The sequence below is a fragment of the Rhizobium mongolense USDA 1844 genome (assembly GCF_000419765.1).
Lineage (GTDB): Bacteria > Pseudomonadota > Alphaproteobacteria > Rhizobiales > Rhizobiaceae > Rhizobium > Rhizobium mongolense.
Genome location: NZ_ATTQ01000001.1, coordinates 94265 through 106709, shown reverse-complemented (window position 1 = coordinate 106709; position 12445 = coordinate 94265). Strand labels below are relative to the sequence as shown.

The following is a 12445-nucleotide window of genomic DNA, read 5'->3' as shown; positions in this document are numbered from 1 at the left end:
ATATGGCTCACGTCACCGTCAAGAACGTTACAAAGAATTATGGTGCGCTGCCGGTCATCCACGGTGTCGGCATAGACATCGCCGATGGCGAATTCGTGGTGCTGGTCGGGCCGTCCGGCTGCGGCAAGTCCACCCTGCTTCGGATGATTGCAGGGCTTGAGACGATCTCCGGCGGCACGGTCGCCATCGGTGGCAGGGTCGTCAACGACGTCCTTCCCAAGGACCGTGACATCGCCATGGTGTTTCAGAATTACGCGCTCTATCCGCACAAGACCGTGGCAGACAATATGGGCTTTCCTCTCAAGCTCAAGGGCGCGCCAAAAAGCGAGATCGAAGCGAAGGTCCGCAGGGCGGCCGAAATCCTCGATCTCGGTAAACTGCTTGATCGCTACCCGAAGCAGCTCTCGGGCGGCCAGCGCCAGCGCGTCGCCATGGGACGCGCGATCGTCCGTGATCCGCAGGTCTTCCTGTTCGACGAGCCGCTTTCCAATCTCGACGCCAAGCTGCGCGTGACCATGCGCGTCGAGATCAAGGAACTTCACCAGCGGCTGAAGACGACCACCATCTATGTGACGCATGACCAGATCGAGGCCATGACCATGGCCGACAAGATCGTCGTGATGCGCGACGGACGGGTGGAGCAGATCGGCGCGCCGCTCGATCTCTATGATCGTCCGGCCAATGTCTTCGTGGCCGGTTTCATCGGCTCGCCGTCGATGAACTTCGTTCCCGGCAGATTGTCGATGGAAAGCGGCCGGCTGGCCTTTGTCAGCGACAAAGGCACCGTGCTGCCGGTGCCAGAGGGAACGCCGAGCCACAGCCAGCCTGTCATCTACGGCATCCGTCCAGAACATATCGATGTGCGGCCCGACGGAATGCCTGCGACAATCTCGGTTCTCGAACCCACCGGCTCGGAAACACAGATCTTTGCACATCTCGGCGGCGATGCCATCATGGCGGCCGTTCGCGACCGCATCGACGCGCCGCCGGGCGAGGCTATCTCGCTGCGGATCGACCTCGCCCGGGTGCATCTGTTTGACGCAAAGGGCGGCCGGCGTCTCTAATTCTGCATAGCCACGGAGCAAGACATGTTCTTCGAGAAATTCCGGATGGATGGCCAAACCGCTGTGGTGACCGGCGGCGGACGGGGTATTGGCCTTGCCTGCGCCGAAGCGCTTGGCGAGGCGGGCGCCCGGATCGTCATCATCGATCGCGACGAAGCGGTGGCCGAATCGGGCAGGCGGGCCTTGGCCGGCAAGGGTGTCGAAGCCGATGCGCTGGTCCTCGATGTCACGCATTCCGCAGCCGTCGACAAAGCCGCTGCGGATATCTTCGCAAAGCACGGTCGCATCGACGCGCTGGTCGCCAACGCAGGCATTGCCCGGACCGGTACGGCCGCAGAGGATACACCGGACGAACTCTGGCTCAATGTCAACGATGTGAACTACAACGGCGTCTTCTGGTGCAATCGCGCCTTCGGCCGCTACATGCTGAAGGCCGGCCGTGGTGCAATCGTCAATATCGGATCGATGTCCGGCTATATCGTCAACCGTCCACAGCTGCAGACCTATTACAACGCCTCAAAGGCCGCCGTCCACCACCTGACCGCGTCACTCGCCGTGGAATGGGCCGAACGTGGCGTTCGCGTCAACGCCGTCGCACCAACCTACATCGAAACCGAAATGACGAAGACCGTGGTCGACAAGACGATGATGGACATCTGGATCCGTGACACGCCGATGGGCCGGATGGGCCAGCCCCATGAGATTGCGTCGGTGGTGCATTTTCTCGCCTGCGACGCATCGAGCCTGATCACTGGCGCGACCGTCAAGGCTGACGGCGGCTTCACTTGCTGGTAGGAGGTATTGGCGATGGATTTTTCGAACAGGCATGTGGTGGTGACCGGCGCGGGCAAGGGCATCGGGCGGGCGACTGCCGTCATGCTGGCGCAGCGTGGGGCCAAGGTGACCGCGCTATCGCGCTCGGCGGCCGATCTTGAGGAACTGAAGAATGAAATCGGATGTATCCCAATTGCGGTCGATCTTGCCGATCCGGACGCGACGCGCGCTGCAGCCCTTAAGGCCCTACCGGCCGATTTTCTGATTAATTGCGCGGGCACGACCGAGCTTGAGTCCTTTCTCGATCTCAAGGTCGAGAACTTCGATCTTCTCTACGCCGTCAATACGAGGGCACCGATGATCATTTCGCAGGAATATGCCCGCGACATGGTGAAGAACAGCCGGAAAGGCGCAATCGTCAACGTCTCGAGCGTCGCCGCCTTTGTCGGTCTTCTCGATCACGCGGCCTATTGCGCTTCCAAGTCCGCGCTCGACGGGCTGACCCGGGTAATGGCCAAGGAACTTGCGCCAAAGGGAATCCGCGTCAACGGCGTGCATCCCACCGTGACGCTCACGCCCATGGCCATCAAGGCCTGGAGCGATCCAAAAAAGGCAGCCGGCATGCTCAACCGCATTCCTGTCGGCCGTTTCGCCGAACCCGAAGACATTGCCGAGGTCATTCTTTTCCTGCTCTCTGACGAGGCAGCAATGGTCAACGGCCTGTCGATGCCTGTGGATGGTGGTTACATGATCGCCTGACGGCTTTGCGAGGCAGATGCCTCAAATTGTAAACCTTCCCGCCGCCGGTCTGGCGGCCTCAGAGATTCCCAAGGATCAGCGCATGACACGCTTTGACGCAAAAATCGCCAAGATCAGGGCCGGCAACTACAAGCGAACGGATTTCATCATCGCGGACGCGAAGGATGGCGACATGGGGCCGAGCATTCCATCCTGCGGCCCGAGGCTCGAGAAGGACTGCTCCTACACACGCTACCGGACGCGGACGGAATTCCTCGACCAGATCAAGGCCGTGATCACCCAGGACATCGTCGATATCATGCTGACCTCCGCCTCCAATCTCGAACTGCTGACGGAAAGCGGCGCTTACGCAGGCAGCAATGTTAAACCCGCCATTCGCGCCAATGATGCGACGGATATCTGGGTGGGGCGCGGCGCGACCTATGCCTCTCAGCCGTCACGGCCTTATCGCACTGCTTCTCTGTCGGTCAACCGGCGCCATACCGATCTCGGCCTCTATTCGATCACCTTTAACAACGATCTCGACGCGGACTACAATTCGCTGCTCGCCTTCCTGGATTTCGTAGAGGACGCGCACGACAACGGCTTCAATTATTTCCTCGAAGTCTTCAATCCGAACGTCGACACCGGTATTTTGCCCGATCTCCAGCCACATTTCGTAAATGATTGCATATGCCGGGCGCTGGCCGGGCTGACACGTGCGCAGCGGCCGCAATTCCTGAAGATTCCGTTCAATGGCCCGAAGGCGCTGGAGGAACTCACGTCTTACGACCCGAGCCTGATCGTCGGCGTGCTGGGCGGCGGTGCGGGTACTGCCCGCGACACGTTCGAACTCATCCACCAGGCGGAGAAATACGGCGCCCGCGTGGCGCTTTTCGGTCGCAAGATCAATCTCGCCGAAGACCCGCTCGCCATGGTGAAATTCATGCGGGCCGTGGCGGATGGTGATCTCAGACCAGAGGAGGCGGTCAAGGCCTATCACGGCGCGCTGCAGGCAGGCGGGCAGACGCCGATGCGGACACTCTCCGACGACACGGTCATTACCGAAAAGGTTCTGATGAATTGACACCGCCAAGGGAGGAGAGCATGGCCGGAACGATAAGGCGCGGCTTCATCGCCGGCGGGACCTGGTGCCTCGACCGAAATCGCAGGATAGACGCATGGCCTAGGGAAGACAGCGTCGGTATCGCCTGGGGGCTCGAGGAACGTGGCGGCGGCCCGGCCTGCAATCTTGCCATCGACATCAAGAGGCTCGACCCGGCAATCCCGGTCGAAACCATCGGATTGGTGGGCAATGACGAGGCCGGCCGAAAGCTCGTCGCCGAAGCCGAGCGAGCTGGTCTCGACCATCGGCAGATGCATGTCAGCGACCAGGCGACCACTCATACGACCGAGGCCTTCATCTCGCAGGCAAGTGGACTGCGCACACATATTTCCCAGATCGGCGTTTCGGCGCTGCTTTCGCCGGATCATTTCGATTTTTCGGGAACCACCGCGCGCTTCTTGCATCTCGGACTTCCCGGCATCCATCCCACGATGGATGCACCCTGGGGCGACAATGCCAACGGCTGGGTGACAGTGCTCAAAGCCGCTCGCGCCGCTCATCTTGAGACCAATCTCGAACTTTGCACGGTCACGCCAGAACGCCTGCGCGGCTTGATCCTGCCCTGCCTACCGCATCTCGATACGCTCATTGTCAACGACAAAGAGATCGGGGCGCTTGCAGAGATGGAAACCACTCGGGACGGCAGGACTGACGTTGATGCCTGCGCGGCGGCCTCGGCCGTCATGCTCCACCAGGGCGCGATGCGGCTTATCGCCATCCACTTTCCGGAAGGCGCGATCACCGTCACGCGGTCAGGAGAGAAGATCTTCGTGCCCTCCTTCAAAATACCTCGGAATGCGATTGTCGGACCGAACGGTGCGGGCGATGCCTTCGCGGCAGGCTTCATGTACGGCCTGCACGAAGACTGGGCAGTCAAGGACTGTCTTTGGCTCGGCCATGCGGCGGCTGCCTGTTCGCTGCGGAGCGCGGGAACGACTGACGGTGTCGTTGAGTGGAAGCAATGCCTCGAAACGGCACGCCAGTGGGGAAGCCATTGAGTCAGGTGGCGGCTGGATTTGCAGAATTTGATCTGACGCAGAAGGAGACGAGCATGGTCAAGCAATTAGAAGGCATGGTGGCGGCGGTCACGGGTGCGGCCTCCGGCATCGGACTGGCGAGCACGAGGGCGATGGTTGCGCAGGGCGCGCGCGTGGTGCTCGTCGATCGCGACCAGAAGGCGCTGGACGCAGTTTGTGCGGAGCTCGGTAATGTCGCAATCCCCCTGGTGATCGATCTTCTCGATCCCGCCAGTTGCGCGACCCTGATGCCGTCTATCGAGAAATTGACCGGCCAGCTCGATATTTTTCATGCCAATGCAGGCACCTACATCGGGGGTGACCTGATCGAGGCCGACACCGCCGTTATTGACCGGATGCTCAACCTCAACGTCAACGCAGTCATGAAGAACGTCCATGATGTTCTGCCGCACATGATCGCGCGCGGCTCGGGAGACATTATCGTCACAAGTTCAGTGGCGGGGCATTATCCCGTTCCATGGGAGCCTGTCTATTCGGCGTCGAAATGGGCCATGACCTGCTTCGTTCAGACCGTGCGGCGCCAGGTCAACAAGCAGGGCATCCGCGTGGGCTCGGTTTCGCCCGGACCGGTGATCAGCGCGCTCCTTGCCGACTGGCCAGAAGAAAATCTCCAAAAGGCGAAGGAATCCGGAAGCCTCATCGAACCGTCAGAGGTGGCCGATGCCATCATCTTCATGCTGACCAGGCCGCGAAATGTCACAATTCGCGATGTCGTTGTGCTGCCGACCAATTTCGATATCTGACTGTGTGGTCGATCTTTAGGGAGATAACCCGCGCGATGATACCAGGCCCAGGATGCTAAAGCTCGAACCGGGACCGGGTTGATTTCCAGTCCCATCCAGGGCTTTCGAATGTTGCTGGCGATGATGCCCGTGTGGCGGATATGCGCCATCTGCATCGCTCAACGGCTCGTACAAGTCGTTGACGCGTTGCACGCCGATGGGCGCGATAGCGACGCGCGTCCGGTGAAACTGCGTCATGTCAAGGCCATTTGAAGAGGAGACCGGCGTCGGCAATGTCGTCGCCTGACGTCCGTTCAGGTCTCTGTCAGGTTCTTCAGCCACCTAGGCGCTACCCACTCTGGAAGCGCACCATGCCTGAAATCCTTAGCACCAAAGTTCCAGTCTTTTGCACCGCGCCAGGATATCGAGCGCGTTGGATGCATTAGGATGAACAAAGTCTTGCATAGCTATCGGCCCACCGTCGGAAGCGTGACAATTTGCGCGGTCACGACCCTTTATCTGCTTCTTGTCACGAACTGGACATTCTGGACCAAGGCGTTCGGCTATTTGGCAAAGGATCACTTTGCGTTCATTCTTTTTGCCGTTGGCATCTCGGCAATGAGCATGGCCATAATCACGGCCTTTTCTGCGAAATACGTAACCAGGATATTTTTGATCTTCTTTATCATCACCGCGTCTGCGGCGTCCTGGTTCACCGATCAGTTCGGTGTGGTCGTTGATCGCGAGATGATCCGAAACGCCGCCGTCTCAACGGGTGCTGAAGCGGGGCACCTCTTAACTTTGCGCTTCGCCACACATCTCCTTATGACCGGGCTCCTTCCATCGCTGGTCGTTGTCTGGGTAAGGGTCGCGCATCGCCCATTCCTGGCGAAACTGGGGCACAACAGCGCAATAATCGTCGGATGCATCGGGATCTTCGCTCTGGCGGCCGGCTCCGACTATCGAACCTTTGCCGGGGTCGGCCGGGCGCACCGGGACATCCTCGATCCACTCAATCCCTTCTTTCCGATATCGAGCGCCGTTCGGTTCATAATAGACGCGACCCAGAATGCCGAGGTTACCGCGCAACCACTGGGAGTGGACGCACATCCCACCGGGTTGGGGCCAAAACCGCGGGTGACGGTCATCGTCGCGGGAGAAACCGCTCGGGCAGACGATTTTTCGTTGGGCGGATATGGCCGGGATACGAATCCCGAGCTCCGCGAGCGCGGCGTCGTCTACTTTCCAAACACGACGAGCTGCGGCACGTCCACGGCCGTCTCGATACCGTGTATGTTTTCGGTCTATCCGCGCCGCGCCTACACACATCGCAAGGGCCTTGAGACAGAGAACGTACTCGATGTCCTAACGCATGCAAACGTATCAGTGTCATGGTTTGACAATGATACCGGCAGTTATCACGTTACCGACCGCGTCGCTTACGAATTCCTCCCGAGTTCTGCCGATCCAAGGTTTTGCAAGGACGGCGAATGCCTGGACGCCATTCTTCTCGATCGCATGGATTCCTGGCTTAGCACCGTCAAGGGCGATAGTGTTTTGATCCTGCATCAGCTGGGAAGCCACGGCCCGGCCTATTTCTCGAGATATCCAAACGATTTCAGGCGCTTTGTACCAGATTGCCGGGCAAATGACTTCGGCGCTTGCTCCGCGCAGGAAATCAAGAATGCCTATGACAATTCGATCCTCTATACCGATCACATCGTGTCGCAGGTGATCGATAAACTGAAGGCGCGCTCTTCCACGATTGCCGGATCGGTCATCTACCTTTCAGATCACGGCGAGTCGCTTGGTGAGCACGGCCTTTATTTGCACGGCGCGCCATATGTGTTCGCGCCGTCGCAGCAAACCCATGTCCCATTCCTTGTTTGGATTGGCGATGACCTGCAGCGCTCGGGTGGGTTTGACATGGGATGCCTGGATCGGAATGCCGCGCTCCCAAACTCTCATGACAACTTGTTTCACAGTGTTCTCGGTCTCATGGACGTGTCCACAAAGGTTTATGATCCCACGCTCGACATCTTCGCGAAATGTCGTCGACGAGGCACCAACCTTGCTGATGCAAGGTGGGTTTCCATGGCCGGCTAAGAGGGCGATCCCGATCAAACGCGTAGCGTAACGGTTCGTAATCATGTGGCAGAACCGCAATGCGACAAGGGCTCGCCGCAAGCCGTGGAGGAAGACAAGCTCTTGTCCACTTGGGTGTGCTTGGAGAGGGAGGGACCATCTCCCGTAGCACTCGGATAAGGGAGGAGAACGCGCCACGTCATCCACTGCGGCAAACATTCAGGAGGATGAAAAGTTCCGTCCTTTCCAGTGAGCCGTTAAAGTGGCAGCATCATCGCTCATTGGAAGCAGGCGTTACACCCACCCTCCTTGCCTTTTCCGGTGAAGCCGTCACGAATAATTCGATTTCGTCCTGCATCAGGAACGGGCATGCTTTCGGAGGGAACGGCGACGACAGCGTCTGGCTCGGTCGGAAAGCTATTGGATCTGTTCGCGAGCGAGCCGAGGTCGTGCCGGCAGGCGTCAGCAAGTGCTAATGGGCTTTGGTAGATGGCATGGAGCGCTCCATGGATTTCGGTCCATCGTAAAGAGCGATTAAGAGGGCTGTCAGATCTTCGACGGAACCATGACCCTGGTTGAAGAGGTCGATCACCGAACTACACAGCAAGGCCGAGCATCGCGGTTCGGGTGCCAAGCCAAAGTGTCTGTACCATGCCTGGACCGCGCCGGACATCAAGCGCAGGTCACTTTCCCTGAATGAAACCCCCAGCACTTAAACCGCCCCCGGTCATTTCCGCCCGAGGCAATTTAGCCGCGATTGAAATGCCGTCAACTTGGACCAAGGTCCGAACTCCTTTGAACTGTCGAGCGACAGGCACAAGAGGGCGCGACGTGTGGCCCCCGGCATGTTCATCTGACAACGAGCCTCGCCGCATACGATAGGAGCCAGACCTCGACAGCTCCCGACCCAAGTGCATTCATGGATGTGCTGTAATTCTGTGAAGCGGAGGATCATCCTGCGGGGACGATGACTGTGGATGTGGTGGAGGCGGATGTGGCGGGGTGACTGACTGGACGATTTGATTGCCCGCCGCCATGGCGAAGCCTCGAGCGGAGTTTGCACGGAGCTGGTACGCCATCCTTCCCTTGGTATTCCTGACAAACCTGCGCTCAGCCAAATTCTGCCCTCATGCGCGCGAGGTCGTCCCACAGGCTTTCGGCAAATCCTCGCAGCACGATAATTTCGAATGTGTCGGCATCGACACAGGTGATATGGGCCGCGATATGTCCGATGAACGTCGTTGCCGATTGTCCGACAGGGAATGTGGCGGGCGCAAGATCGACCGCCGTGCCTTTCGAAAGGACGCGCCTGGCCAACTTGCCGCTGATCCGGATGCGCACGCGTCCATGGCTCTGGTCGACGCCGGTTGCGCGCGGTTCGAGCCCGTCGAACAGATCCTTCATGTCCTGATATGCCATCGGTTCTTCGCCAACGATGAACCACTGTCCGGGCGAAACAGAACGGACGGCGAGGGCGGCCCGTTTGGCGAGGCCGTCGAGGAAGGACGCTACATCGCGTTCGCCGGGCTGGGCGAGCACATGAATGATGACGCCTTCGGCAAGCGGAGAGAGGCTGACGGCAGTAGAAGAGATCACCGGTTTGGCGCCGAGCGCCGGGCGAAGGGTCGGGCGGAAATCAGACATGGAGCCTCTCGTTCTGCGGATCGAAGAAAACCGGATTGCACAGGCGCGCGGGGGTGAATTCGTTGCGCAGGCCGTTCCAAACCACCACCTCTTCGCCGTGCCGCTCGGATCCGCGCTTGACGAGGGCAAGACCGATGGTCGATCCGACATGGGGTGAAAACGCGCTTGAAGTGACGTAGCCCTGGTCGTTTTCGAGCGTTGCAGCCGCATCCTTGGAGAGAATGTGGGAACCCGTGCGGAAGGATTGGTTGGGATCGAGCGGCACAACACCAACCAGGCGCGGCCGGTCGCCAGCCGCAAGACCGTCACGCCCCACCATGGCCTTGCCGATGAAATCGGCCTTCGCGGCCGAAACCATTTTTGCAAAACCGAGATCGGCCGGAACGACGGTGCCGTTGATCTCGTTGTGTGTGACATGGCCCTTTTCGATGCGCAAGACGCCGAGCGCTTCGACGCCATAGGGCATGATGCCATCGACTTTCCCGGCGTCCATCAGGGCATCGGCAACGCTTTCGCCGTAACCGGCCGCCACCGCAAGCTCATAGGCAAGTTCGCCCGAGAAGGAAATCCGGAAGAGGCGGCCGTGAAGCGTGCCGTTGAAAAGAGAGATCTCCTTCGCTGCGAGGAAGGGGAAGGCAACGTCGGAGATGTCGTCGTCGACGATCTTTTGGAGAATAGAGCGGGCTTTTGGCCCGGCGATCGCCATCTGCGCCCACTGGTCGGTGACCGATGCGAGGCGAACGTCGAGATCCGGCCACAGCGCCTGCGCGCAGAACTCCAGGTGGTTCATGACGCCTGCGGCATAGGCCGTCGTCGTCGTCATGAAGAAGCGGTCTTCCTCAAGGCGGCTTGTCGTACCGTCGTCGTAGATCATGCCGTCCTCGCGCAGCATTAGGCCATAGCGGGCTTTGCCGACCGGTAAGTTCAGGAAGCCATTGGAATAGATCCGGTTCAGAAATTGGGCCGCGTCTTTGCCGCAGATCTCGATCTTGCCGAGCATTGAGACGTCGCACAGCCCTGCATTCCGCCGCACGTTCAGCACTTCTCGGTCGACGCTTTCGCGCCATGTATGTTCGCCCTTTTGCGGGAACCAGGAGGAGCGATACCACAGGCCGGTCTCGACGAAGACGGCGCCGTTCTTTTCCGCCCAGCCGTGCAGCGGCGATTTGCGCACCGGCTGGAAATGATGTCCGTGATAGGCGCCTGTCAGCGCGCCGAAGGAGACAGGCGTATAGAAAGGCCGGAAAGTCGTCGTGCCGACATCTGCCGGCGAGACGCCGCGCGCTTCAGCCAGAAGTCCGATGGCATTGATATTTGAAAGCTTGCCCTGATCCGTCGCCATGCCATTGGTGGTGTAGCGCTTGGCAAGCTCTACATGGCCATAGCCCTCGCTGACGGCAAGGCAGAAATCCTTGCGATGCACGTCATTCTGGAAATCGACGAAGGCCTTGCCCTTCACGCCGGCTATGGACCAGACCGCCTTTTCAGGCGAGGCGACGATATCGTTCTCCACCGCGCCGAATTCAGCAGGTGCTGCCTTGAAGCCGAGCCCCTCTGCCATGGCTGCGCCCTGCCGCGCGCCGTCCGCAAGGCAGGCGGCAAGGCCGCTAACGGCGCAAGCCGAGCCGGCGAGTGCCATCCCGTTCAGATTGCGCGGTGCGAGGAAGGCTGCATTGTCATCCGACCAGACCGGCTTGCCGCCGCGGTGACAGGCAAGGTGGATGATCGGGCTGAAACCGCCTGCCATTGCCAGGGCATCAACATTCAGCCGTTCCGTGCGGCCGTTTGAGCGGATATCGATTGCGCTCAACGCCTTGCCGCCCTTGGTATCCGACACCACGGCACCCCTGATGATGCGCGCCGGGCCAAAGTAGCCGCTGCCGCCGTGCTCGCGGGCGTCGACAATGGCGGCAAGATGAATGCCGTGCGCTTCGAGATCGCGGGCCAGTGCGTAGCCGCTGTCATTGGTGGTGAAGATCGCCGTCGCCTTGCCGGGGGCAACAGCATAACGGTTAAGGTAGTGGCGCATGGCGCTCGCCATCATCACGCCCGGAATGTCGTTGCCGCCAAACACTACCGGACGCTCTTCCGCTCCCGTCGCCAGAACGCAGCGCTTGGCGACAATGCGCCAGAGGCGTTCTACAGGGACGTTGGGTTGCGGTTCAGACACATGCTTTTGCACCCGCTCGATGGCGCCGAAGACATTGCCGTCATACCAGCCGAAGACGGTGGTGCGGGTCAGAAGGGTGACATTCGGCAACGATTCGAGTTCGCAGATGCAGTCGGCTGCGAAATCGGCTGCCGCCTTGCTGCCGATCGATGCGGTCTCGCTCAAAAGCGCGCCGCCGGCAACCGAGTGCTCGTCGATGAGAATGACGCGGGCGCCGGCCCGGCCGGCACTGATCGCGGCAGCGAGCCCCGCCGGACCGGCACCGATGACGAGCAGGTCGCAATGCGCCCAGCACTTATCATAGGCGTCCGGATCGGCTTCATATGGTGCCTTGCCCAGTCCGGCGGCCTTGCGAATGATGGGTTCGTAGATCTTTTCCCAGAACGCGGCAGGCCACATGAAGGTCTTGTAATAGAAGCCGGCGCCGAGGAAGGGCGACAGCAGGCTGTTCAGTGCGCCGATGTCGACGTCGAGCGACGGCCAGCGGTTTTGGCTTTTCGCTTCGAGTCCGGCATAGAGTTCTTGCATGGTGGCGCGCGTATTTGGCTCGGTGCGGCCGCCGCGGCCGATGGTCATCAGCGCATTGGGCTCTGCTGCGCCTGCAGTCAGGATGCCGCGCGGCCGGTGATATTTGAAACTCCGGCCGACAAACTGGCGGCCGTTGGCAAGCAGTGCAGAGGCTAGGCTGTCGCCCTCAAGGCCCTGCATGGCTTTGCCGTCGAAGGTGAAGGACAGCGACTTGGAGCGGTCGATCAGCCCGCCCTTCGGCAAACGGAAGGATGTCATGCGCCTGTACCTTCCTTCTCGCCAGAGGAAGCGTCGCGGCATGCGGCGATCTCATGGGTCACCGTATCGCGGGCGACGACCAGCCACCGCCGGCAGCCGGACGTGTGATGCCAATATTCCTCGTAGGCACCGCGGGGATTGTCGCGCAGATAGACGTAGTCGAACCAATCGTCAGGACCGGCATCGGGCTTCGGTCGCGCAAGGGCGGCGCCCTTGATGGTGAATTCCTCTCTGGGTCTTGACCCGCAATGCGGGCAGGGCACGAGACTTGCCATTTCGAATGTCCTTGATCCGCGAAA

At 60.1% G+C, this 12445-nt stretch carries 10 protein-coding genes; 7 read left to right on the top strand and 3 right to left on the bottom strand.

The window, feature by feature from the left end; all coding sequences use genetic code 11:
• Positions 1-2 precede the first annotated feature (2 nt).
• The 7 genes from A3C3_RS0100605 to A3C3_RS0100575 all read left to right on the top strand — a co-directional run bounded on the left by A3C3_RS0100605 (position 3) and on the right by A3C3_RS0100575 (position 7567).
• Positions 3-1064, top strand: coding sequence for an ABC transporter ATP-binding protein (locus A3C3_RS0100605; protein ID WP_022712683.1), 1062 nt, complete (start codon positions 3-5; stop codon positions 1062-1064).
• Positions 1065-1088: 24 nt separating this feature from the next.
• On the top strand, positions 1089-1859 hold the full coding sequence (locus tag A3C3_RS0100600) for an SDR family NAD(P)-dependent oxidoreductase (RefSeq protein ID WP_022712682.1): 771 nt from the start codon (positions 1089-1091) through the stop codon (positions 1857-1859).
• A 12-nt stretch (positions 1860-1871) separates the two neighbouring features.
• Positions 1872-2597 (top strand): SDR family oxidoreductase, encoded by a 726-nt coding sequence (locus A3C3_RS0100595; protein WP_022712681.1) that lies wholly within the window; start codon positions 1872-1874, stop codon positions 2595-2597.
• 82 nt (positions 2598-2679) lie between these two features.
• Complete coding sequence (locus A3C3_RS0100590; RefSeq protein ID WP_028739270.1) at positions 2680-3663, top strand: beta/alpha barrel domain-containing protein; 984 nt, start codon at positions 2680-2682, stop codon at positions 3661-3663.
• 20 nt (positions 3664-3683) lie between these two features.
• A complete protein-coding gene (locus A3C3_RS0100585) occupies positions 3684-4700 on the top strand; it encodes a carbohydrate kinase family protein (protein ID WP_028739269.1) in 1017 nt (338 codons plus the stop codon).
• A 53-nt stretch (positions 4701-4753) separates the two neighbouring features.
• Positions 4754-5482 (top strand): SDR family oxidoreductase, encoded by a 729-nt coding sequence (locus A3C3_RS0100580; RefSeq protein WP_022712679.1) that lies wholly within the window; start codon positions 4754-4756, stop codon positions 5480-5482.
• Between the two features lie 426 nt (positions 5483-5908).
• Positions 5909-7567 (top strand): phosphoethanolamine transferase, encoded by a 1659-nt coding sequence (locus A3C3_RS0100575; RefSeq protein ID WP_022712678.1) that lies wholly within the window; start codon positions 5909-5911, stop codon positions 7565-7567.
• Positions 7568-8656: 1089 nt separating this feature from the next.
• Here A3C3_RS0100575 and soxG read toward each other — a convergent pair.
• The 3 genes from soxG to A3C3_RS0100555 are packed head-to-tail and all read right to left on the bottom strand — an operon-like array spanning position 8657 to position 12421.
• On the bottom strand, positions 8657-9190 hold the full coding sequence (gene soxG / locus A3C3_RS0100565; protein WP_022712676.1) for a sarcosine oxidase subunit gamma family protein: 534 nt from the start codon (positions 9188-9190) through the stop codon (positions 8657-8659).
• On the bottom strand, positions 9183-12146 hold the full coding sequence (locus A3C3_RS0100560) for a sarcosine oxidase subunit alpha (RefSeq protein WP_022712675.1): 2964 nt from the start codon (positions 12144-12146) through the stop codon (positions 9183-9185). Before A3C3_RS0100560 ends, soxG begins: the two co-directional genes overlap by 8 nt.
• Positions 12143-12421, bottom strand: coding sequence for a sarcosine oxidase subunit delta (locus tag A3C3_RS0100555; protein ID WP_022712674.1), 279 nt, complete (start codon positions 12419-12421; stop codon positions 12143-12145). The genes A3C3_RS0100560 and A3C3_RS0100555 overlap by 4 nt, the downstream gene beginning before the upstream one ends.
• Positions 12422-12445 lie beyond the last annotated feature (24 nt).

Bases quoted from the DNA above. Each gene is read 5' to 3' on its own strand.
- soxG (WP_022712676.1), bottom strand. From the start codon at position 9,190: ATGTCTGATTTCCGCCCGACCCTTCGCCCGGCGCTCGGCGCCAAACCG.
- A3C3_RS0100580 (WP_022712679.1), top strand. From the start codon at position 4,754: ATGGTCAAGCAATTAGAAGGCATGGTGGCGGCGGTCACGGGTGCGGCC.
- A3C3_RS0100575 (WP_022712678.1), top strand. From the start codon at position 5,909: ATGAACAAAGTCTTGCATAGCTATCGGCCCACCGTCGGAAGCGTGACA.
- A3C3_RS0100560 (WP_022712675.1), bottom strand. From the start codon at position 12,146: ATGACATCCTTCCGTTTGCCGAAGGGCGGGCTGATCGACCGCTCCAAG.
- A3C3_RS0100605 (WP_022712683.1), top strand. From the start codon at position 3: ATGGCTCACGTCACCGTCAAGAACGTTACAAAGAATTATGGTGCGCTG.
- A3C3_RS0100590 (WP_028739270.1), top strand. From the start codon at position 2,680: ATGACACGCTTTGACGCAAAAATCGCCAAGATCAGGGCCGGCAACTAC.
- A3C3_RS0100595 (WP_022712681.1), top strand. From the start codon at position 1,872: ATGGATTTTTCGAACAGGCATGTGGTGGTGACCGGCGCGGGCAAGGGC.
- A3C3_RS0100555 (WP_022712674.1), bottom strand. From the start codon at position 12,421: ATGGCAAGTCTCGTGCCCTGCCCGCATTGCGGGTCAAGACCCAGAGAG.
- A3C3_RS0100585 (WP_028739269.1), top strand. From the start codon at position 3,684: ATGGCCGGAACGATAAGGCGCGGCTTCATCGCCGGCGGGACCTGGTGC.
- A3C3_RS0100600 (WP_022712682.1), top strand. From the start codon at position 1,089: ATGTTCTTCGAGAAATTCCGGATGGATGGCCAAACCGCTGTGGTGACC.